At 65.5% G+C, this 22,247-nt stretch carries 19 protein-coding genes and 1 pseudogene; 11 read left to right on the plus strand and 9 right to left on the minus strand.

The genetic code is table 11. From position 1 onward, the window contains the following. The first annotated feature begins 22 nt into the window (after nucleotides 1–22). Nucleotides 23–1,386 (plus strand): IS3 family transposase gene (locus LPB142_RS16150; RefSeq protein ID WP_156894403.1). Its coding sequence is split into 2 segments (ribosomal slippage): nucleotides 23–371 and nucleotides 371–1,386, totalling 1,365 coding nucleotides; the frame shifts between segments, so codons are not numbered across the junction. A gap of 75 nt (nucleotides 1,387–1,461) precedes the next feature. Here LPB142_RS16150 and LPB142_RS16155 read toward each other — a convergent pair. Further along, nucleotides 1,462–2,157: pseudogene (locus LPB142_RS16155) on the minus strand (transposase); the annotation flags it as partial. A 931-nt stretch (nucleotides 2,158–3,088) separates the two neighbouring features. Here LPB142_RS16155 and LPB142_RS16165 point away from each other — a divergent pair. Then, complete coding sequence (locus LPB142_RS16165; protein WP_156894405.1) at nucleotides 3,089–3,673, plus strand: hypothetical protein; 585 nt, start codon at nucleotides 3,089–3,091, stop codon at nucleotides 3,671–3,673. 97 nt (nucleotides 3,674–3,770) lie between these two features. On the opposite strand, the gene LPB142_RS16170 is transcribed toward LPB142_RS16165, so the two are convergent. The 8 genes from LPB142_RS16170 to LPB142_RS16205 form a co-directional block, all read right to left on the minus strand. Further along, on the minus strand, nucleotides 3,771–5,084 hold the full coding sequence (locus LPB142_RS16170) for a hypothetical protein (RefSeq protein ID WP_156894406.1): 1,314 nt from the start codon (nucleotides 5,082–5,084) through the stop codon (nucleotides 3,771–3,773). A gap of 6 nt (nucleotides 5,085–5,090) precedes the next feature. After that, nucleotides 5,091–6,722 carry a CAAX prenyl protease-related protein gene (locus tag LPB142_RS16175; protein ID WP_198037847.1) on the minus strand — a complete coding sequence of 544 codons (1,632 nt, stop codon included), beginning with the start codon at nucleotides 6,720–6,722 and terminating at the stop codon, nucleotides 5,091–5,093. Then, complete coding sequence (locus tag LPB142_RS16180; protein WP_071167001.1) at nucleotides 6,722–7,135, minus strand: hypothetical protein; 414 nt, start codon at nucleotides 7,133–7,135, stop codon at nucleotides 6,722–6,724. Before LPB142_RS16180 ends, LPB142_RS16175 begins: the two co-directional genes overlap by 1 nt. Beyond that, nucleotides 7,132–7,983: a hypothetical protein gene (locus LPB142_RS16185; RefSeq protein WP_071167002.1), complete on the minus strand. Its 852-nt coding sequence runs from the start codon at nucleotides 7,981–7,983 to the stop codon at nucleotides 7,132–7,134. Before LPB142_RS16185 ends, LPB142_RS16180 begins: the two co-directional genes overlap by 4 nt. Nucleotides 7,984–8,029: 46 nt before the next feature. Further along, nucleotides 8,030–10,204 carry a polysaccharide biosynthesis tyrosine autokinase gene (locus LPB142_RS16190; protein WP_071167003.1) on the minus strand — a complete coding sequence of 725 codons (2,175 nt, stop codon included), beginning with the start codon at nucleotides 10,202–10,204 and terminating at the stop codon, nucleotides 8,030–8,032. Continuing rightward, on the minus strand, nucleotides 10,198–10,662 hold the full coding sequence (locus tag LPB142_RS16195) for an arsenate reductase/protein-tyrosine-phosphatase family protein (protein ID WP_071167004.1): 465 nt from the start codon (nucleotides 10,660–10,662) through the stop codon (nucleotides 10,198–10,200). The genes LPB142_RS16190 and LPB142_RS16195 overlap by 7 nt, the downstream gene beginning before the upstream one ends. A gap of 4 nt (nucleotides 10,663–10,666) precedes the next feature. After that, entirely contained in the window at nucleotides 10,667–11,737 is a 1,071-nt protein-coding gene (locus tag LPB142_RS16200; protein WP_071167005.1) for a polysaccharide biosynthesis/export family protein, read from the minus strand. A 187-nt stretch (nucleotides 11,738–11,924) separates the two neighbouring features. After that, nucleotides 11,925–12,545 carry a hypothetical protein gene (locus tag LPB142_RS16205; protein WP_198037848.1) on the minus strand — a complete coding sequence of 207 codons (621 nt, stop codon included), beginning with the start codon at nucleotides 12,543–12,545 and terminating at the stop codon, nucleotides 11,925–11,927. A 312-nt stretch (nucleotides 12,546–12,857) separates the two neighbouring features. Between LPB142_RS16205 and LPB142_RS16210 the strand changes: the two genes are divergently transcribed. From LPB142_RS16210 to LPB142_RS16250, 9 genes are read left to right on the plus strand one after another with little or no spacing between them, the layout of a single operon-like run. Continuing rightward, nucleotides 12,858–13,754, plus strand: a complete 897-nt coding sequence (locus LPB142_RS16210; RefSeq protein WP_083392720.1) for a sulfotransferase family protein — start codon at nucleotides 12,858–12,860, stop codon at nucleotides 13,752–13,754. Beyond that, nucleotides 13,741–15,093: a lipopolysaccharide biosynthesis protein gene (locus LPB142_RS19175; RefSeq protein ID WP_156894408.1), complete on the plus strand. Its 1,353-nt coding sequence runs from the start codon at nucleotides 13,741–13,743 to the stop codon at nucleotides 15,091–15,093. Before LPB142_RS16210 ends, LPB142_RS19175 begins: the two co-directional genes overlap by 14 nt. Continuing rightward, complete coding sequence (locus tag LPB142_RS16220) at nucleotides 15,090–16,343, plus strand: glycosyltransferase family 4 protein (RefSeq protein WP_071167009.1); 1,254 nt, start codon at nucleotides 15,090–15,092, stop codon at nucleotides 16,341–16,343. Before LPB142_RS19175 ends, LPB142_RS16220 begins: the two co-directional genes overlap by 4 nt. Continuing rightward, nucleotides 16,340–17,638, plus strand: a complete 1,299-nt coding sequence (locus LPB142_RS16225; protein ID WP_071167010.1) for a hypothetical protein — start codon at nucleotides 16,340–16,342, stop codon at nucleotides 17,636–17,638. The genes LPB142_RS16220 and LPB142_RS16225 overlap by 4 nt, the downstream gene beginning before the upstream one ends. Then, on the plus strand, nucleotides 17,635–18,213 hold the full coding sequence (locus LPB142_RS16230) for an acyltransferase (RefSeq protein ID WP_071167011.1): 579 nt from the start codon (nucleotides 17,635–17,637) through the stop codon (nucleotides 18,211–18,213). The genes LPB142_RS16225 and LPB142_RS16230 overlap by 4 nt, the downstream gene beginning before the upstream one ends. Beyond that, nucleotides 18,210–19,439 (plus strand): glycosyltransferase, encoded by a 1,230-nt coding sequence (locus LPB142_RS16235; RefSeq protein ID WP_071167012.1) that lies wholly within the window; start codon nucleotides 18,210–18,212, stop codon nucleotides 19,437–19,439. Before LPB142_RS16230 ends, LPB142_RS16235 begins: the two co-directional genes overlap by 4 nt. Further along, complete coding sequence (locus LPB142_RS16240; protein WP_071167013.1) at nucleotides 19,436–20,665, plus strand: glycosyltransferase; 1,230 nt, start codon at nucleotides 19,436–19,438, stop codon at nucleotides 20,663–20,665. The genes LPB142_RS16235 and LPB142_RS16240 overlap by 4 nt, the downstream gene beginning before the upstream one ends. Then, nucleotides 20,656–21,582, plus strand: a complete 927-nt coding sequence (locus LPB142_RS16245; protein WP_071167014.1) for a glycosyltransferase family 2 protein — start codon at nucleotides 20,656–20,658, stop codon at nucleotides 21,580–21,582. Before LPB142_RS16240 ends, LPB142_RS16245 begins: the two co-directional genes overlap by 10 nt. Continuing rightward, a complete protein-coding gene (locus LPB142_RS16250; RefSeq protein WP_198037849.1) occupies nucleotides 21,579–22,235 on the plus strand; it encodes an LbetaH domain-containing protein in 657 nt (218 codons plus the stop codon). The genes LPB142_RS16245 and LPB142_RS16250 overlap by 4 nt, the downstream gene beginning before the upstream one ends. The last annotated feature ends 12 nt before the right edge of the window (nucleotides 22,236–22,247 follow it).

Here is a 22,247-nt window from a genome sequence, read left to right on the forward strand (position 1 = left end):
TCGTAGTGACGAAGGAACGAAGATGAAGCCCAAATCCTCTAATTCAAAATCGCCGACCAAGCCCCCTGCAGAGCGAGTGGTCAAAGACATCCGTCGGCATACGCGTCGCCATTTCTCGGCCGAGGACAAGATCCGGATCGTGCTGGAAGGCTTGCGCGGTGACGACAGCATCGCCGAGCTGTGCCGCAAGGAAGGAATCGCCCAAAGCCTGTACTACACCTGGTCGAAGGAATTCATGGAAGCGGGCAAGCGCCGCCTGGCGGGCGACACTGCCCGTGCCGCGACCACCGGCGAGGTGCAGGACCTGCGTCGTGAAGCCCGTGCGCTGAAGGAATGCGTGGCCGATCTGACGCTGGAAAACCGCTTGCTTAAAAAAAGCATGATCGCGGATGGGGGCGGCGACGAATGAGGTATCCCGCATCCGAGAAGCTCGAGATCATAAGGATCGTCGAGCAGTCGCACCTGCCCGCCAAGCGCACACTGGACCAGCTCGGCATCCCCCGCCGGACGTTCTATCGCTGGTATGAGCGTTACCTTGAAGGCGGGCCGGAGGCGTTGGAAGATCGGCCATCGGCACCGAGCCGGGTGTGGAATCGCATCCCGGCGTGCATCCACGACCAACTCATCGAGCTGGCGCTGGAACAGTCCGAGTTGAGCCCCCGAGAACTGGCCGTGCGCTTCACCGACGAGCAGCGCTACTTCGTGTCGGAAGCCACGGTTTACCGGCTGCTCAAGGCCCACGACCTGATCACCAGTCCGGCCTATGTCGTGATCAAGGCGGCCGACCAGTTCCACACGAAGACCACCCGCCCGAACGAGATGTGGCAGACCGACTTCACCTACTTCAAGATCATCGGGTGGGGTTGGATGTATCTCTCAACCGTCCTCGACGACTTCTCGCGCTACATCATCGCCTGGAAGCTGTGCACCAACATGCGGGCCGAGGACGTGACTGACACTCTGGACCTCGCCTTGGCGGCTTCCGGCTGCGACAGCGCCACCGTGCAGCACAAGCCCCGGCTGCTTAGCGACAACGGCCCCAGCTACATCGCTGGCGAACTGGCGGAATACATCGAGGCGCGGAAGATGAGCCATGTCCGCGGCGCCCCGTGTCATCCCCAGACCCAGGGCAAGATCGAGCGATGGCACCAGACCCTGAAGCACCGCATCTTGCTCGAAAACCACTTCCTGCCCGGCGACCTTGAGGCCCAGATCGAGGCCTTCGTCGAGCACTACAACAACCAGCGCTACCACGAGAGCCTGAACAACGTGACGCCCGCCGACGCCTACTTCGGCAGGGCGCCGACCATCCTCAAACAGCGTGAAAGGATCAAACGACAGACCCTCGAATATCGGCGCTTGCAGCACCGCAAGCTCGCCGCATAACATCATCCCACAGACGAGGCCCGCTCTCCGCTAATCTACGCCACAAGTTGCGCCAAATGTTCTGACGACGGACATCTTGTAGAGCCGGGCATCCGGGTCGGTGGTTGAGGCATGGGTGGCATTGGACCGCTTCTCGCCCCGGAAATCGACTTCCGCATTGCGGTTCTGGCGGGTGGGACGGGACATCGGGTCGGTCTCGGACGGTGTCGGTTCGGGGTGGTCTTCGGCAGGGCTGTCTTGACCGGACGGGCCGCCCGGATCGTCGTCAGACGGCGTGTCGGTCGCCTTCGGCTGGAAGCTCTTCATGGAGGCCCAGGCCTTCACCAACGTGCCATCGACCGAGAAGTGGTCGTCCGACAAGAGCGGCGCCACCTCGCGATGGGCCAGGATCGCTGCCATCACCTTGCGCGACATGTCGGTTGTCAGCAGCCGGTCGCGGTTCTTGCTGAACACGGTCGGCACCCAGACCGCATCGTCGATCCCGAGACCGACGAACCAGCGGAACAAGAGGTTATACTGCATCTGTTCCATCAACTGCCGCTCGGAGCGGATCGAGAACAGGATCTGGATCAGGCTCGCCCGGATCAGCCGCTCCGGCGCAATCGAGGGGCGGCCGAAGTCGACATAAAGCGCCTCGAACCCGGCATCGAGACTGGCCAGAGCATCATTCACCACCTGCCGGATCTTGCGCAACGGATGCCGCGCGGGGATGCGCGCCTCCAGATCGACATAGCTGAACAGCGACCCGCTCGTCTCGTCCGTCCCGCGCATCATAACCCCCGCCGTTATCGTGCCGACGGTGAATCATGTTCTCATATCTCTGTCGAGGCGGGACTATTTCAGCGCCCTGTTAGACCTGTGCCGTCTCATCGGACAAGCGGCTTACGAGGCTCGCGTTCTGGATGTCATCCAGAAGTTCGGCTGTCCAAGGTTCACCGCGACGCTCGTCGTTCATGGGCGGGCCGTGATGGCGGGCGAGATCGTGCGATGATTGAGGGACAGCTATGCTTGGCCATCCGCGCGCGCATTAACGCAGCTTCTGTAGGCCGGAATGTTCATCGTGCTCTTGGAGGCATCGTAAAGCGCTGCAATCACGGACACCGAGCACGCTCGACCGCCTGGTAGAAGCCGCGCGCGACTATATGCCAAGGCTGCGGCCTCCGAGAACACTCTGAAGGCCTATTCCCGGGACTGGAGCCATTTCGCGCCGGTGCTGGGTGCGCGGCGCCGATCCTCTGCCCCCGTCGCTCCGGGTTATCGGCCGCTACTTTGCCGATCTGGTGCCATCGGGCGCCAAATCCTCGACGCGGTCGGTATCGCCGACCGCGCAGCGCCTCTGCGGTGTTGTGCGGGGCTATCCGCTGCACGGCGACAGGCTGGATCGCAAACACCGCCAAACCCGTAACGGAAGGCATAAGATCGGTCTGCCAGGATAACGGCACAGGCCGCCCATCCGCCAGTTTGCCCGACAGAGCCCTGCCGTGTCGATACATTGCAAAAGGCCCGGCATGGCGGGCACGGCCAGAAGGGGAATCGGGGTCGCTGATCTTGCTGCGCGGGTGCCGGCCGGGGAATGGGCGCCGAACCGGACAGCACGGCGAACACTTTAGATACTGCGCAATGCCCGAAGCGTTCTTGGGGCCGGGCCTTGCAACAGGGTAATCTTGCACAGACTTATGGCAGCATCCTACAAAGGTGATATATGCTCAAAGCATTGGCAACGATGGTCGCATTCACTGTCGCACCTCTGGCGGCCGCGGCACAGACGACAGACTACTTCAACTTCAGCATCTACACCGATGCCCAAGATCCCTACATCACCAATCTGGGCTCCGGGGTGCATTCGGTCATCGGCACGTTTTCGGGCACTGACGGGGTCCTGTCTGAATTCACCGGCACCTTCACCGCGCCGCTGGGAAGCTGGGCCCTGACCAGCGATGACCTGACGTTCTTTTCGGGTTCCTATGACACGGTGTCGGGCGAGCTGTCTTCGCTGTCCTTCCGGTTCTATACCGAGGTCGGTGAGGCCGGTTATTATGTTTATACCTTCGGCGCCGGTAGCGGCGAGCCCTACAGCGATACGCTGTCTTTCAAGAAAACCGGGGTTTCCGGGTTCCAGACCACGGAACTCACCGCCAACTGGGATGTTTCGGCGGTGCCCGAAATGGATCGCGGCGGCTTTGCCTCAGTGGCGTTTGTGTTTCTGGCCGGCCTCGGCTGGATGTGGCGGCGGCGCGGACAGACTTCGGGTCGGCTTGCCGTCCTGCCCAACCCCACAGCGATCTGATCTGTTCCGTTTGCCCTGACTGGACCGCGCTGCGCCCATCGCAGCGCGGTTTTTTTGTTGCTGCCCCGGGCGGCGCCGGGGGCCTAGCCTGCTCAGGTCATGGCCACAGCAGAACGGCGCCGATCTGGATCACCACGATCAGCGCAACCGCGAGGGGCGCAAGCATGATGATGGACCGCGGCGCCACCCTGTGCAGCAGCGGCCCTACCGACAGCCCGGCCCCCCCCGCTGCCGCCATCAGGATCATGGATTGCCGCCAGTCTGCCGAAGGCGGGTTATAGGTCAGCAGAAACGCCAGACAGACCAGCGGCACCGCCATCATGGGCAGCGCGGCCACCAGCCGCGCAGCAGGGTTTTGCAGCAGCGAATCCTCTTCGTCGTCGGGGTCAAACCAGCTGCCCGCGGCCTGTAGCCAGCTTGCCGCCAGCCCGCAGGCGGCGCCGGCCAGCGCGGCCATCAGCGCGATGCGCAGGTTTGGCCGCGGCGCGGATGCCGCCTGCGGGCTGGCGGTCGCGCGATCTGCCGTCGGCGCCGGAATGCCGACCGATGACCCCTGCAACGCTTCGTGGGCCAGATCGCGAATGATCCGGTCACGCTGGTCGGCCGCATTCTGGCGGATCAATCCGTCTGCGATCTGATCGCGCATGTCTTCAACCCGCACCGGATCGGGTGTGCGGTCGATCAGCAGGATCAGCCGTTGGTCCACCGCGGTCGGCATCAGGGTGAACCGCTGATGCCCTGACCACAGCCGATCCAGAGCCGCTGAAAACGAGCGGGGCAGTTGTTCGGTGCTGCGCGTCACCGACAGGGCGCTGAACGATAGCCGGGCCGCGCGCAGCCGGGCCAGCAGATCGGTCACCTGCGCCATGGTCAGCGGCCCCTGCGGCAGGCCCGCCAGATCGCTGCGCAGCGCCTGCTTGTGCGGCTCTGTCATCTCATGCAAGATCACCTCGACATAGCGATAGCTTGCGCGGCCTTCGAACATCTGCGGATTCTGGCGGGCAAACTCTTGAATATCGCCTTCGGTCGGGGTGTAGCGGGTCGAATTCTGTGCCACATAGTGATCTAGCATCACCCGGCGCTGCGCCTCTTTCAGCTTTAGCAAAAGGCTGTCTTCCGGCCCGTCAGAGCCGCTGATCAGCCGACGCCGCACCACAAGCCCGGCCAGCAACAGATCGCGCGCCCGCTGGCGCAGCGAGTCAGCCGATTCCCCGGGTTCGGGCGTCAAAAGCCGCATGTAGTTTTCCACATCGCCTGTCGTCACGATCTGGCCATCGACCCGGGCGATGATGTCTGGCGCGCCCTGCGCCAGGACCGGTGCGGCCAGCAGCCAGGCCATTATTCCCGTGGCATACAGCAGGCCGGGGCCCACCCCGCAGCGACAAATCAGAGCAGTCAACAGTTTGATCATGTCGGATCACCAGTAAGAGTATTGCCCTGTGACCAGCACATGGGCAGCAAGAAGTGCGTTGGTGGTGGCATGGGCCACAACGGCATCAGACAGGCCCCGGCCCTTCAGCGTCAGTGCGCCATAGGCCAGCCCGGCCAGTGTGCCGGCCACGGCATCCTGATGCAGCAGCCCAAAACCAAGCGCCGCCAGGGCGGCGGCAATCCAGGGGCCAAGTCGGCCCGCATTCTGCCGCGCCAGCCAGGCGGCAAGCGCGGGCTGAATCCCGCCGCGAAACGCCATTTCTTCCAGCAGCGGAATGGCGATTGCCGCCCCGACCGTGCGCAGGCCCAGCCAGACCAGCGCCACGGCCGCCGGGGCAGCGCCCAGTGCCTGCCCGATCAGGGCGCTGCCGTCGAGGTCGGGCGGCACAAGAGAGATCCACATCACATAGACTGCCGCGCCGGTGGCCGCGGCGCGGGGCAGGGCGGGCGTCGCGAACCTCGGCCGCAGCGATGGCCAGCCCCGCCAGACCATCGCTGCGCCCACCATCACCGGCAGGGGGTAAAGCCAGTTCACCGGCCCGGCCAGCAGCCCCAGCAGCAGCCCGGCCATGGTCATCCCGGCCAGCGGCATGATCGTGGGCAGCGCGTCAGTCAGCGTATCAGCCGGGCGGTCACCGGCGGCCGCGGCCATCGCGCGCGGCGCGGCACTGCGCTGGAACGCCGGCAGTTGCAGCGCCGCCACCGCACCGGCCATCACCAGCAACAGACCCACCGCGCCGAAATGCGAATGAAACCCGTTTAGTGCCAGATCGGCCCAGCCACCGGCGCCAATCGCAAACAGCAGTGCGATGCGCAGCGCATTGATCAGGAACACCGCCCCGCAGGCCGCCAGGGCCAGCAGCGCCGCCCGCCCGTTGTGCAGCCTCTGCCGTTCGGCCATCGCATAAAGCAGGATCAGCGTCGCGGCGCCCGCAACGCCTTCGTAACCCGCACAAGAGGCTGCGATGGAAATGACAAAACCCTGTGACAGCAACACCGGCTTGGCGGCCGCATCGCGCAGGATCTCGATCGGGGCGACATGCAGCAGATCCAGAAAACGCAGCGTCAGCCGCAGCGTCAGATCTTCGATGATGGCCTGCAGGTGCATCAGCGGCAGTTGCGCCAGCTGCGCCACCAGACCCCAGGCCGCAGCCAGCGCCGCCCCGCCGCCCAGCAGCAGCCGCAGACCCCGGGTTCTGGCCGTGGGCGGGATCAGAAGCGCGGTGGCCCCGGCCAGCCAGACCAGTGCCCCCCCCACCGCCACGGGATCAAGGGCTGCGCCGCGCCCGCCCGTGGCCAGCGCCGCATACCCCCCTGCTGTGGTCACAAAAGCCGCCAGATGCAGGCCACAGGCCACCGCGCTGCGCCGCGCGGTCAGCATGATGTGGCGCGTCGCCGGCTGCCAGAGCCCCGACAGTACCGCCAGCGCCGCAACGCCAGCCAGAACCAGCGTGGCTTCATGCAGCCACAGCAGCACCGGACCCAGCCAGCTGCGCGTTTCAAGCCCGGCATGAAGCCCCCGCCCCAGCGCAAACAGCACCGCGGCCTCGGCCCCCAGCAGCAGAGCCACCGCCACGCCGGACCGCCGCGCCAGCCCCTCCGTCAGGGCCTGCCTCATCATTGACCGGCCGCGGCCAGCCGGTTTCTGAGCGCCATCATCGCCGCACAGCAATCGGGGTCGGTTCTCAGCCCGGCATCAATGATCTGGGACAGCATCAGCCGGATCTGCATCGCCTGGCTACCCGAAAGCCGCGGCAGGCTGGTCAGATCGGCAGCCAGGGTTTCGCCCAGAATTACGGCAGCGCCGGTAGCCTCGGGCGATCCGGGCCGCGAATCGATCAGCTTGCGCACCTCGCTGGTGCGAGTGGCAGGGGGCAGCAGATTGCCCACCGTGCTGACCGCGCGACCCGATACCAGCGGCACCGCCTGCGACGATACCGGCTGAACGCCCGGCTCAATCGTCGTGGTGCCGGCAAAAGCCGCCGATCCGGTCAGGATCAGGGTGGCACCGATCAGTGCAAGGGTTTTCATGGCCTGTCCTTTCCGAACAGCTTGTCGGTTGAAATGCCCACGGCAAAAGAGATGCGGCTTTCACCCTGCGACCGGGCAAGGTCATGGGCCGTCAGCATGAACACCGTGTTGGCAAAGCGGTCAAAGCGCAGGCCAAAGCCTGCTTTCAGCACGCCCGCATCATCGGCCACACTGACGCTGAGATGCCGGGTCAGCCCCAGCCCGATGCCGACAAAGGCGCCCGGGTCGGTGCCTTCGTCCTGGTGATCACCATATCCGACCGAGATCATCAGCGGATAGAACCGGCCATCGGCAAACGGTCCGAGCCGGGTGACATGCGTGCCCGTCAGTGTCAGGTTGACGGCGCGGCCCTCGGCATCGCCCCAGGGCGCCAGCCCCTCGGCGCCGAAGGCCAGATAGTTCTGCCCCAGATCGCGCAGCACCCGACCGCCGATCTTGGCCGAGACATAGCCGGAATCGGCGAAATCTGCTGTCTCGGTCGAGGTGATTTCAATGGCGACATCGCCGCCAATCCCGGTTTCCTGATCGCCAAAGCCCGCCCCGAACGACAGCGAACCATCCAGTTCGCGCAACCCCGAAGGCCGCCTGTCCGATCCACTGATCGAAAAGAACACGGTTCCCCCCGGCGCCGTGCGGGCGCCGCCCACTCCCTGCACCGAGAGAAAGTTGGGCTCCTGCGTGGCAAAGCCCAGGCTGGCCATCGCTTCGGTCAGGTCATCGGCGGAAATGGCCTGGCCCGCACCGGTTTGCCCGGCGCCGCTTTGCCGCGGGCCAGTCTGGGCAAGGGCGGCTGGCGCGGCCAACAGGCCAAGCGCGCAAAGTGCCGCAGCGGGCAGGGTCAGGGTCATGGGCTGTCTCCGTGGCTGAATCGCGTCATCTGGTCTTGGCGCGGGCTTAGGCGTAATAGCGGGAATAGGCCGCGCCGTAGGCTTCGGTGGAACTGCGCGGGTCGTAGCAGTTCAGAACCGCGCCGGTGATCTGCACCCCGGCGGCAGCCATCAACCCGCGCACCGCCGTCAGCTCTGACGGGGTAGTTCGATTGTGGCGCGCGATCAGCAGGGTGGCGCCCATCTCTTTGCCGATCAGCACCGGATCAGTCACGTTCAGCGCGGGAGGGCTGTCGATCACCGTCAGGTCAAAGCGGCGGTTAAGCTCGGCCACAAGCGCCGACAGCCGCGGATTCATCAACAGTTCAGAGGGGTTGTGGGGTAAGGGCCCGGTAGGGATCAGCCACAGCCCCTCCAACGGTCCCTTGACAAGAATGCTGTCCAGATCGGCGGTGCCTTCCAGATAGCTTGACAGGCCCGGGTGGCTGCGCTTGACGCCAAAGCGCAGATGGGCGGTGCCGCGCCGCATGTCGCCATCAACCAGACAGACGCGCTGCCCGGCCATGGCAGAAACCACGGCCAGGTTTTCCGCACAGAAGGACTTGCCGACCTCGGGGGTGGCGCCGGTCACCAGCACCGCATTGTTGCGCGCGCCCGTCATGCTGAAATGCAGCGAGGTGCGCATCGACCGAAAGGATTCGATCGCGGCATCACGCGGGGCATTCAGCGCAAAAATCTCCCGCAGGCGCCGGTTGCGGCGGTCGCCTATCCCGCGCATGTATTGCACCACGGCAAAGACGCCCAGACCCAGCGATTCAAGATCGGCGGTGCGGGTGATCCCCACGCGCAGCCAGTTGCGCAATAGCACGATGGCGGCAGCGGCAATCATCGCCGTCACGGTCCAGAAGGGCAGGATGCGCGACAGCCGCGGCGAAACCGGCGCGCCGGTGGCGCGGGCAAGATCGACAATGCGCACATTGCCGATCTTGCTGGCCTGCATCACCCGCAACTCCTGCGCGCGGATGCTGAGCTGCATATAGTTTTCTTGTGCGACATCCAGCGCGCCGGTCAGTTTGACCAGCTCGCGCTGTGTGCCGGGCAGGCGCGAGATCTGGTCTTGCAAATTGACAAGCTGCGATTCAACGTGGCTCTTGTCGGCCAGCAGCTGCCGATAGGCCGGGTGGCTGGGGGTGTAGCGCTGCCGCATTGCGGTTTCTTCGCGGTTCAGCGTTTCAAGCTGCGATTTAAGCGCGGCGGTCTGCGACAGCATGTCCTGCGCTTCGAAATCGAGGTCGATGGCCTGATTGGACCGGCGGAAATCGTTGAGCGCAGTTTCCGCCGCCGATACAGCGGCCTCGGCGGTCAGAAGATTGCTTTCGATGAAGGCAAGGCTGCTAGCGGCCTCGGCCGAGCTGCGGTTGATGTTCTGGCGCAGATAGGCCTGCGCCACGGCATCCAGCGTCTGTTCGGCCTCTGCGGGCGATGCGTCGGCATAGGTCAGCCGCAGCATGAAAGACTGGCGGGTGGTTTCGGTCACGCCAAGGCGGCTGCGCAGATCGGCGATGGCCGCCGTCCGGCTGCGCTGCACCAGATCGAACCGACGTCCTTCGGGGGCGGCCAGCTTGCCCACGCGCAGCACCAGCCCGCTCTGCGCATCGGTCAAGGTCTGGCCTACCTCGCCCTGCAACATGCGGCCGTCCGGCAGGCGCAGCGCATAGCGGCCCCCCGTTCCGGCCGTCAGTTCCAGCCGCGCACCGATCCAGCCGTCTGGCACCTGTAGCCCGTCCAGTTCGATGATTTCGCCCTTGCGGGCATAGGCGCGCAGAAACCTGGCGTTGGGCAGCGGCACATCATGCAGCGCCAGATATGTGCCGATCAGCGGGGCCCGCTGCGGCGCCACATGCCAATCCAGATTCAGGCGCGCAACCGCTTCGCCCAGCACCATCCGCGACCGCAGGATTTCGATTTCGGTCACGGTATGGGGATCATCGTCCAGCTGCGCAGTCAGGGCACTGGGCAGAGACAGGGCAGCGCTGCGCGATTCAAGCTGCAGGAGGGCATCGGCCTGATAGACCGGCGCGCTGCCGAGATAGACCAGCATTCCGGTAAACATCCCCGCCACACCGGCCAAACCGACCATGCGCCGCGCCTGCCACAGCCGCAAGAGTACATCGCGCAGGTCAACGCCATCATTCTGCGCGCCGGTGGCGGCCGATTTCCAGTCATGCGTCTGCACTACCATCTCACCTGCTCCGTCATTGCCCTGGCCCAGGTCAGCGAGGCCTGCCAGACTTGGGTGAAAATCCTGTCATGGTGGTCTGCCGACCCAAGGATCGGGTCTTCGATATCGGCGCTGCCGCACCAGTGGGTCAGCAGAAACACGCGCCCTGCCAGCGCCCGAGTCCGGGTCACGATCAGATCGGCCTGCGCCGCTTCCATGCACAGCAGCAGATCTGCGGCAAGCGCCATCTGCGATGTCAGCCGCCGGGCCCTTGCCGCAGAAAGGTCAAGCCCCGCGCGGGCGGCACGGTCTTGCCACAGGTCCAGAGCCGGTTGCCCCGGCTCTGCAGCCAGCCCGGCCGAGCGGATCGTGCAACCCGGAACCCGGGCCTGCAGAACCGCCTCGGCCAAAGGCGAACGGCAGACATTGCCGGTGCAGACGACCAGAACCGAGCGAAAGTCGGGCAAGGGCGCTGTCATGGTGTCATCGCCCAGTGGCGTCGGCGCTTTGTCCGGCCGAAAGCGTCGGCAACAGCCGCCTGATCGTGTCGTTCCATTTGCTCAGCGGCGAGCGGGTGACATAGATCACATCGCCCGACAGCAACAGGAACCGGTTGCCGGTCAGCCAGCCCTCGGGCGCAGACACGTCCAGTTGAAACACCGTGGTGCCCGCAGCCGTCTGGCGAAAGACAAAAACCCCGCGGGCATCAGCGCGCAGTTCATCCAGCCCGCCTTGCCGGGCAAGTGCCTGTGTCAGCGTGATCGGATCAAGCGCAAGATTCACCACAGAGGGTTGGCGCACGCTACCCATGACATAGGCCTCAAGCGCGACCTGTCGGCGCACCGTCACGATATCGCCCGCGGTCAGCACCGGATTGTTGGCGCTCAGCCCTTCAGCCAGAAAGGCGTGCAGGTCGACATCGTAAACCTCGCCCCCGCGCTGCACCGTGACGTGATCGGTATCGGCCAGCGGCGTCAGACCGCCCGCGGCATTGATCGCCTCAAGCAGTTGCAGCGGCCTGGTCGAGAGCGCAACCGACCGCGGCGTGGCCACCTCGCCGGTGATGACGATGCTGTGCGCGTTGAATTCGGCAACGCTGACTTCGATCTGCGGATCGGGGATATAGGTCGCCAACTGTTCGGTTAGCGCCGTGCGGATCTGTTCCGCCGTCATCCCGGCTGCCATCACCTTGCCGACAAACGGGTAAAAGAAAGTGCCGTCATCCTGCACCATCACCGTCGAGGCCGCCGCGCCCTGCCGGTCTGCGGTGCCGGTCGAAAGTTCTGGGTGATCAAAGACAGCAATACGGATCACGTCACCCGGGCCGACCCGGTAGATCCACTTGCCGCCCGGCTGCAGCGCGGTACGTTTGCTGCCGACGGGCTGTGCGGCAAAACTGGCGATATTGGCAGGGGTCAGCGCCACGACATTGACGCCCGGCAAAGCGCTGGCCTGCGCCGAGGGCGAAACCGGCACCCGCACCGATCCATCGGCACAGGCCGCCAGAACCAGAAAGATCGCAAGGCTTGCCGGGGCGCTGAATTTGTCGATCATTTATCCATCCATCTCGCCAACAGATTTTGGCGCGGCAATTAAATGTTGCATGGCAAGTTTTTCAGCAAGGATTTGCCGTGATATCCGCCGGGTATTTCAGATCCCTTTTGCGATTTGTGAAGTATTATATGAGCCATTCCGCTGACACAAGAAAACACGTGCATTTTGCACGAAAGCGCATGACGTGTTATCGTTGGATAGTAGGCGTATCCAAGGCGTTGCCCTGCGCAATCATGTTTCTTTCATTTTCCTGCAATTCGCGCAGTCGCCGCTGCCAGATCGGGTTATTGACATTCCCGGCCTCGGTCAGGCCAAATTCCATCGAGGCAAGGCTATAGGGCGCCCGCAGCGCGGCATCATAGATTGCCAGCCGGTCACAGCGGAAATCATCTTGCGAAAAGTCATGTGACACCAGCACCACCGCCACCTCGGGCAGGGTGTTGCGGATGCGGCGCAGTTCGTCAAAGATTTCCCAGACACCGCCGAAATAATCAATATCAACAACAAGATGGGAAATCTTGCGCCCCGTAAGAACCGGCGATCTGATCCGCGAAAGACTGGGAACCGTCAGAACCGCCACCTGCTGCGCCTCGATCCAGTCGCGGGCGCGGTCAAGCTGGGGGCCGATCAGCACAATTGCCTCATCCGGGCCGATGTTGAGCGAATAAAGTCCGTCTGACCGGGGGTTTGGAAACTCGGTCGCGCGCGGCTTTTGCTGGGTTTTATCAGCCCCGAAATGTGTTGCTGCGCAGGCAATCCGATGGATCTGCCGCATGAAGCCAGACGTTTCCGGAATGGGATGATACACGTCAACCTCCATTGCATGGTTTGACCTGACAATGTCATGCCCCCTTGCGTGTCGCGATCGCAACCGCAAGGCGAGATATGTCTCTTTGGTGGGTTGGATGCCCCGATGGCATCGCGGTCAATTCATCCGATAGCCTGCGCGCAATCACAGGATTTCCCCGGCCCTCCAAAGATAGCGCGATCACCTCGGCAAGATGAATTGTGGCGGATGCGGGCACAGGTTAAAACCGTAGTGGTTCGCAGAACATTGCGATCACGCCCGGCCCTTTGGCCATAACTTACCTAAAAAACCTGTGCGATTGAAAGAGCATTCATGCGAAACCCATTGGCTTTGAATATCCAGCGGCTGCGCGGCAGGTATCGGCGCCTGCGCGCCGCGCTGTCGGCGCCACGGTTGCAGGTGCAGCGCATGGTTGTCATGCGCGACAGACATCCCATGTGCGAACGGCCGATCATCGTGATGGCCTGCCACCGGTCGGGCACCACGCTGCTGCGGCGCATTCTGCATTCGCACAGTGCCATCGCCTGCCCGCCGGAATCGTTCTTTCTGCACCATTTCATGGATTTCCTGAGCCGCCCGCAGTCGCGCGAAGGGCTGGGCAGCATCGTGGGCCCTGAAGCGGTGGATGCCACGATCCGCGCCGCCGCCTTTCAGTATCACGAAGCCTTTCGCATCGCCCAGGGCAAAGCGCGATGGGCCGACAAGACCCCGGCCTATATAAGGCGCTGGCCGGAATTGGTGGCGCTTGCCCCGCCCGAAACCCAATGGGTGGTGATCCTGCGCGATCCTTTCGATGTGGCGGCCTCAGTCTACGAGCGGGGCTGGTTCATCGAACATTACGGCGACAGGCCCGAAGCCGAAGCGGATCTGTTCGAAAACACGGTCTGCTATCTTGAAGACTACTTTGGCAAGCTGGCCGATTTCATCGGCACGGGCCGGGCCTATGTGCTGCGCTATGAACAGCTTGCCAGCGACCCCGAGCCGGTGCTGCGCCACCTGTTCCAGCATCTGGGCGAGCCATGGGAACCCGCGGTGATGACCCCTTGGGCCAGCCAGCACAATTTCGGCATCGAAGATCCGATCGCGCGGGGCACCCGTGGTTTTGTGCCCAGTATCGGCAACTGGCGGGTGTTTTCCGCGGCCCAGATGGCGGTGCTTACCGAACGCATGGGGGCGTTGCGGCAGGCGCTGGGTTATGATGCGCCCTGAACGGTCTGGTGTCTGGCGCAGTGGGCAGGGGGTTCTGGGCCGTGTCGCGCAGAATTTTGGCACGGTCGTGGCGGGCCAGCTTGCCGCGACGAGTCTTGGCTTTGCCACGCTGGCGCTGAACACCAACGCGCTGGGTCTTGAGGATCTGGGCCGGCTGATTCTGGTGCAGGCCGCGGGTGAAATGGCGCTTGGCCTGTGCAGTTTCGGCAGCTGGAGCATGGCGGTGCGGTTCGGCGCCAGCGCGATCAATGCCAGAGACGGGGCAGGGCTGCGGGCGATCTGGCGGTTTGGCCTGATGCTGGATGCGCTGTCGGCGGCGGCGGCGGCGCTGGTTGTGCTGGGGCTGTTTCTTCTGGTGCCCGAATGGATCGGCCTTTCGGCCGAAACCGGGCGGGCCGGCGCGATCTATGCGGCCACGCTGGCGGTCAGCTTTGCCGGCAGCAGCACGGGCATCCTGCGCCTGTGCGATGCGTTCCGCACCGTGATCGCGGTCGAGGTCGCGGTGGCGGCGATGCTTTGCGCCAATGCGGCGGTACTGTCGCAACTGGGGGCCGGGATCGGGTCTTATCTGGTGGGGGTTTCGCTGATCACGGCAATCGGGCCGGTCACGCTGAACCTGCTGGGATGGCGGCGGCTGCGCCGGGTGGCGGCTACGCTTGATGGCCCCGCGGCAGGCACCAGCTACACCCCCCGCGACATGCTGCGCTTTGCGCTTGGGTTAAGCGGCGTGACCATCATGTCAACCCTGCAAAACCGGGCCGAGTTTCTGATCGTGGGCAACCTGCTGGGCCCGGCGGCGGGGGCGCTGTTTGGCGTGGCCTACCGGTTTGGCGCGCTGTTTTCCCGCTTTGCCGAGGCCGGGCGCCAATCGGTCTATCCAGAGCTGGGCCATATGGTGGCGGGCGGCCGGTTTGATCAGGCGGTGCAAGTCGCCTTTCGGCTGGTGCGGCTTGCCGCGGTGCTGGCGGTGCCGGCGCTTGGGGTGCTGGCGCTGTGGGGCGGGCCGCTGCTGTCAAAGCTGTTCGGGCCGGCCTATGCCGCGGCATGGCCGAACATGATGCTGATTTCCGCGGGCATGGCGGTGGGCACCGCCACATTCGCGCTGGATTCGCTGGTCGTGCTGCGGTTTGGCGCCGACCGGCTGTTCGGCATCAGCCTGATCGCCTTTTGCACCTTCATCATGGCGGCGGTTGCCGGGCCGCTGATGCTGGGCACGGCTGGCGCCGGTGCCGGACGGCTGGGTTACACGCTGGTGCTGGCCGGTCTTTCGCTGCGGCTGATCCTGCGCGGCCGCGCGGCGGACAGAAACCGCTTTACCCCCGACAAGGATGCGCCATGACGCAGGCAGACAGCAAACAATCGGCCATCGTGGTGCAGTTTGGCGGGCGCCATCAATATGCCGTGCCCCATGCGCTGGCCAACCGCGGACGACTGGCCGCGTTCTACACCGATCTCTGCGCCGGTGCGGGGGCCGGGCGGCTGGTGCCAGCGCTGTCGCGCATCGCGGGCGGGCGCATGCCGATCGACCTGACCAACCGCCGCCCGCCCGAAAACGTGCTGCGCTGCACCACGACCTATCTGCGCTGGATGACCGACCTTCGGGCCGCACAGCGCCACGCGGACCCCGTTGCGCGGGTGTTTGCCACTGCGGCCGTGCATGATCGCGTGGCGCGACAGATGTTGCGGCGCGGCTTTGGAGCCGCCAGCCATGTGCTGACGCAGTTCTGCGAAGCCATCCCGCTTCACCATGCCGCGCGCGATGCGGGGCTGACGGTGGCAACCGACGTGAACATCGCCCCCTCGACCGAGGCAATCGTGCGCCGCGAACAGGCGGCCCACCCCGATTGGGAAAGCGCGGCGCTGTATTACGGCCAGACCCTGCCGGAAAGCGGCCACTGGCGCCGCCCGATGGCCCGTCTGGCCGATGCGACCGACCTGTTTCTGTGCCCGTCAGATTTTGTCCGGCGCGACCTGATCGAAAACTTTGACATCGCACCCGAAAGAACCCGGCTGGTGCCCTATCCGGTCAATCCCAAATGGTTTGCGGTTGACAACCGGCCGGTACCTGGCCGCGTGCTGTTTGCCGGAGGCGTGGGGCTACGCAAGGGTATCCATGTTCTGGCGGCGGCGGCGCGTATCCTGCGCGATCGCCGCACCGGCTGCGAGGTGGTGGTTGCGGGCGGCGGCGCCGATGGGCTGCGTGCCCGCCCCGATTGCGCGGCGCTGCATTTTCTGGGCCGGATGACCGGACCGCAGATGGCGGCCGAATTTGCCCGGGCCGATGTCTTTGCCCTGCCATCGCTGGCCGAGGGATCAGCCGGAGTGACCTATGAGGCGCTTGGCGCGGCTGTGCCGGTGGTAACCACGTTTGAAAGCGGATCGGTGGTCGAAGACGGGGTTCACGGCTTTGTCGTGCCCGCGCGCGATGCCGAGGCACTGGCCGATGCCATCCAGCGGCTGACGGCTGATCGCGACCTGCGCGCGCGCATGGCTGCGGCGGCGCGGCAAAAGGCCATGGATTACATCTGGTCGCGCTATGAACAGCGGCTGGATGCCGCGCTGTTTGCACCGCCCGGGGGCATCGCATGATCGCGATTGCCGGGCTCTGCCTCGCCATCCTGCTGCACGGGCTGCGCCAGCCCGCGGGCTATGTGCGGCTGCCGGTGCTGTATGCCGGGCTGTTTGCCGGTTGGGTCTTGCCGCAGCTTGCCTCGCTTGCCGCCAATGACACGCTGCCAGAGGCGGGGCGCAATGGCGTTGTGGTGATGGCGTTTTTCAGCCTCGCGGCCTGCTGGCTGGGCTGGTATGCGGCGCCCGCCGCCGGGCGGCCTCGGGCGTCGGAGACCCGCAACCTTGGGGTGCCAGTGGCGATTCTGACCGCCATCAGCGTGGCGCTGAACCTGAAGGTAGGGTCTATGGCCGCCGATATGGCGGATGTGTCGCAATGGTCGGGCCCCATCACCATCGTGGCCTTCTTTGCCATGATCCGGCATCTGGTGCTGGCGCTGGCGCTGATTGCCTTTCTGCGGCGGCCCTCGCCGCTGCTGGGCCTGCTGCTGGCTGCCAACCTGAGCGTGGCCTTGCCTCTGGTGCTGATCGGCTTGCGCCGGACCGAAATCATGGGATTCATCGCGACGATGATCTGCGGCCTGTGGTTCGGCCGGGGGATCCGCCTTCCGTTGAGCTTGCTGGCGGCGACGGCGGCGGGCTTTGCGGTGGTGGTCTTTGTCATCGGCCCGCTGCGCGGTGCCTCGGCTGCGATCGAGGCCGAGACCGGCGAAAGGCCCGGCCTGTTCAGTGCCGAACTGTGGCAGCGGCTGGATGTTTCGGCGGAACTGGAACGCGGCATCGACGACGCGCCCGACCTGTTGAACGCCTCTTACATCATCGCCTACCGGCGCGACGAAGGGCATTTCGGTCTGGGCGCCGAAACCTGGAACCGCTTTGTCACCCAATATGTTCCGGGTCAGATCGTGGGGGCAGAGGCCAAGCGGGCGCTGTATCTGGGCGATGGCGCCGGAAAGAACGGCGACAATACCGGCATCTATGACCGGATCGAAGACCGCTTCGACTTTACCTTTGCGCTTGGAACGACCACGACGGGGCTGGGCAGCGGGTTTGACGATTTCGGCTGGCTGGGGGCCGGATACTTCTTTGTGATCGCCCTGATCATGCGCAGGCTCTACAACGCCGGTCAGGCCGGAGACCTTTGGGCGCAGGCGCTTTACGTCGGGCAGGTGGCGCTGGCGCTGGTGTCTGTGACCCATCACCATGCCTCGCTGCTGGTGGTCATTCCGCTGCTGTTGGTCTGCGCCTGGGTCGGGCGGCGGTTGCAGGGGCTGCATCTGTGGCGCAGGCCGCAACCGCGCGGGGTGATGCCATGACGCGCAGAACCCTGCCGACCCTGGGCTTTGGTCTGGCGCGGCGTATCGGCCTGATCTTGCGGCTGCTGCGCTATCAGATCACGGTCTTTGTCTGGCACCGCCCGGTGCCCGCCAGCACCCGCATCTATGGTCGGCTGAGCCTTGCCTATGTCCCCTGCCGCCTGAGTCTTGGCCCGCGGTGCAGCCTGGGCGATGGCGTCACCCTGAACATCGGGCGCGAGGCCCGGATCGAACTGGGCGCCGATGTGGCGCTGAATTCCGGGTGCACGCTGGTTGCCTCTGACTGCATCCGCATCGGGGATCGGGTTGCCATCGGTGAATATGTCTCGATCCGCGATCAGCAGCATCACTTTCGCGCGGGCCACGGCGTTCTGGGGCAGGGCTACAAGATCGCGCCGGTCGAGATCGGCGAAAATACATGGATCGGGCGCGGTGTCTTTATCGGGCCGGGCACCCGCATCGGGGCCAATTGCATCGTGGGTGCCAACAGCGTGGTGCACGGCAGCTTTCCCGACGGGGTGCTGATCGCCGGGGCCCCCGCCCGCATCCGGCGCAACCTACAGGATCACCCATGAACGCCTTGCCCCGTCTTGCCATCCTGACCCGCGAAATCGCGGCCTATCACGATGCGCGGTTTGCCGCGCTGGCACCGATGCTGCCGCGCCTTGATGTGCTGGCCATGGCCGACGAAGGCAGCTTTGCCGGGTTTCTGGCGCAATCGCTGTCGGCGGGCTATCACGCGCAGCGGCTCTGGCCCGGCCTCGCAAGCTATCGCGCCGCGGCCGAAAATGCGCGGCTGGCGCCCCGCCTGTGGCAAGAGCTGGACCGGATCGCGCCCGAGGTGGTGGCCATCGCGGGTTGGGCCTCGCCCGAAAGCTATGCGGCGCTGGCCTGGGCCAAACGGCGCGGGCGCCGACTGGTTGTGATGTCAGATAGCCAGTCCCATGATGCCGCACGCCATCCGCTGCGCGAGGCGCTGAAGCGTCGCTTTCTGCGCTGTTGCGATGCGGCGCTGGTCGCGGGCCGCAGCCATGGGGCCTACCTGCAGCAGCTGGGCTTTGACCCGGGCCGGATCGCCACGGGCTATGATGTAGTGAACAACGCGCATTTCCGTCTTGGCGCCGATAGAGCGCGGGCGCGGGCTTGGGCGCTGCGGCAGGCGCTCGGTCTCCCGCAGCGCTATGTTCTGGCGGCAGGCCGGTTCGTGCCCAAGAAGAACCTTGTCCGCCTGATCGAGGCTTTCGGTCAGGCGCGCGCCGAAACCGGGCAAGATGCTGCGCTGTGCATCGTGGGCGATGGCCCCGACCGCCCGCAGATCACCGCAGCCATCGCGGCCCAGGGACTGGGCGAGGCGGTGCGGCTGCTGGGGCTGCGCAGTTACGAAGACATGCCGGTGCTTTACGGTCTGGCCGAGGGGTTTGCCCATGTGGCGCTGACCGAACAATGGGGGCTTGTGGTCAACGAAGCCGCGGCAGCGGGCCTGCCGCTGCTGCTGTCCGCCACCATCGGGGCCGCCCCCGAACTGCTGGAACCCGGCCGCAACGGCTGGCTGGTGCCGCCCGATGACCGTGGCGCGATCGCAGAAGGGCTGGCCCGGATGCTGCGGCTGACCGCAGACGAAAGGGCAAGCATGGCGGCCGACAGCCGCGCCCGGGTTGCCGACTGGGGCCCTGACCGCTTTGCCCGCGGCATGGTCGCAGCGGCGCACATGGCGCAGACCCGGCCGCTGCGGCACCCCGGCCCGCTGGACCGGATACTGTTTCAGCGCATGGGCCGCCGCCCGGTAGAGACGGTCGCATGATGACTGGCGCGCCCCGCATCACCATGCTGTCTGCCGCGCTGTCGCGCGACGGCGGCGGTGTCTTTGCCTCGATCCTGGGCGCGGCCGAAGCGCTGGCCGACCGCGGGGTGCCGGTGTCGCTGATCGGCCTTGCCGACAGCCATTCGGCCGCAGACCGCCCGACCGATCCGCGGCTGGCCAGCCGTGTTGTGACCCTGCGCCAGAGAATGCCGCTGGGTGTGCCTGCACCGCTGGTGCGCGCGATTGCCGACGAACGGCCCGACATCCTGCATCTGCACGGGCTCTGGCTGCCTCCATCGCGCGCCATGGCGGGTTGGCGCAACAGCAGCGGGCGGCCCACGGTGATTTCACCCCACGGGATGCTGGACCCCTGGGCGCTGGCAAACAGCGCGTGGAAAAAGTGTCTGGCGGGCCTGATGTTCGAACGGGCCAATCTTGCCGCAGCAAGCTGTATTCATGCGCTGAACTTAGCCGAGGCTGCGGCGGTGCGTGCCTATGGGCTGCGCGGGCCTGTTGCGGTCATTCCCAATGGCGTGCACCTGCCCACGGTGGTGTCCGCCGCCGATGCCGCCGCCGGGGCTGGCGATGGCCGTCGGGTCATGCTGTTTCTGGGGCGGTTGCACCCCAAGAAGGGCCTTTCCGAAACCATTCAGGCCTGGTCGCGCATGGATGCAGCCCTGCGCGCCGACTGGCGGCTGGTCATTGCCGGGTGGGATGACGGCGGCCACGGGGCGGTGCTGCGCGATCTGGCCGGGCCAATGCTGGCCTCTGGCGACATCTGTTTCGTCGGGCCGCTTTTCGGCCCGGCGAAAGAGGCGGCGCTGCGGGGGGCCTCGGCCTTCATCCTTGCCTCGCATTCCGAAGGCCTGCCCATGGCGGTGCTGGAAGCCTGGAGCCATGGCAAACCGGCCTTTATGTCGGCGGCCTGCAACCTGCCCGAAGGCTTTGCCGCAGATGCTGCCATCCGGGTGACTCCGGAGCCGCAGGCGCTGGCCGATGCGCTGGCCATGCATCTGGGCCGAGCAGACCTGCCCGATATCGGCGCCAGAGGCCGCGCACTGGTGGCGGAACGGTTTTCCTGGCCCGCCGTGGGGGCGCGTCTGGCGGCCGTTTACGACTGGCTGCTAGGGGGCGGGCCGATGCCCGCCGATGTCGAACCCGAACCCGGCCAATCCACGCCGCGCCGCCGGCCCGGCCCTGCCCTGCGGAGAGACGGATGTTCCTGACCGTGCTGATCCTGACCCGGAACGAGGCGCGCCATATCGCGCGCGCCATCGAAAGCGTTCAGGCCGTGGCCGATTGCATCGTGGTGGTTGACAGCGGTTCAACCGATGCGACCTGCCAGATCGCCGCAGACATGGGCGCGCGGGTGCTGCATCACCCCTGGGTCAACTATGCGACCCAGTTCAACTGGGGGCTGGATAACTTGCCCGCGCAAACAGAATGGGTGCTGCGGCTGGATGCCGATGAAATCGTCAGCCCCGAACTGCGCGCCGAAATCGCCTATGGCCTGAAAGCGCAGCCGCCAGAGGTGCAGGGCATCCATGTCTCGCGCCGCATGACCTTTTTGCGTCGCCCGATCCGGCATGGCGGGGTGTTCCCGATCCGGGTGCTGCGGCTGTTTCGGCATGGCCGGGGCCGCTGCGAAAACCGCTGGATGGATGAACATATTCTGGTGTCGGGCAAGACCGCCGATTTCCGCGGCGAAATTCTGGATGACAACACCAATCCGCTTGGCTGGTGGACAGACAAGCACAACGCCTATGCCAGCCGCGAGGTCATTGATCTACTGAACCTCGAATACCGGTTTCTGCCGATGCAAAGCGTGGCCCGCCTGCGCGGCGGGCGGCAAGACGGGGTGAAACGCTGGATCAAGGAAAGGCTTTATGCCCGGCTGCCGGGGGGGCTGCGGGCTGCGGTCTATTTCCTGTATCGCTATTTTTTCCGGCTGGGCTTTCTGGACGGCTTCGAAGGCGCGGCGTTCCACATCCTGCAGGGATTCTGGTACCGGTTTCTGGTAGATGCCAAGCTGCGCGAGGTGCGGCAGTGCATGGCGCAGGAAAACCTGCCCCCGGCCGAGGCGATCCGGCAGGTGCTGGGCATCACCCTGCCCTCTGCCCAGCAGGACGGGGCAACCCCATGACCCGCCCCGACAGACCGCAAGACCCCCCTGCCCGGCCCCCGACGCCCGCCCAGGCGATGGCCTGCGATGAACCCGCGTTTTCCGTGCCCGATTTCGCAGGCCGCGACGTGTTCGACCGCGCACCAACCTTTGATCTGCGGCACCGGCTGTATCGGCTGCTGTGGCAGGCCTGCTGGCTGCTGCTGGCCCGCTGGACCCCCCCGCCCGCGCATCGCTGGCGCATTGCATTGGCCAACCTGTTTGGCGCGCGCATTGATCCGACGGCTGCGCTCTATCCAACGGTGCGCATCTGGTATCCGCGGCATCTGACGATGCAGGCCCGGGCCACGCTGGCGCCCGGCGTGAACTGCTATTGCGTGGCTCCGGTCACGCTGGGCGCCTATGCCATCGTTTCGCAGGGCGCGCAGCTCTGCACCGCCACGCATGATGTGGACGACCCGGCCTTTCAGTTGCTTGCCGCGCCGATCCGGCTGGGCGCCCATAGCTGGGTCTGTGCCGAGGCCTTTGTCGGCCCCGGGGTCAGACTGGCCGAAGGCGCGGTGCTGGGCGCGCGGGGCGCGGCCTTTCGTGATCTGCCGGCCTGGACGGTATCGGGCGGCGTTCCGGCCAGGGTGATCCGTGCGCGCCGCCCGTTTTCGCGCGATCAACGCTGAACCAAGGAAGCT

It is taken from the genome of Rhodobacter xanthinilyticus, assembly GCF_001856665.1.
Taxonomy (GTDB): domain Bacteria; phylum Pseudomonadota; class Alphaproteobacteria; order Rhodobacterales; family Rhodobacteraceae; genus Rhodobacter; species Rhodobacter xanthinilyticus.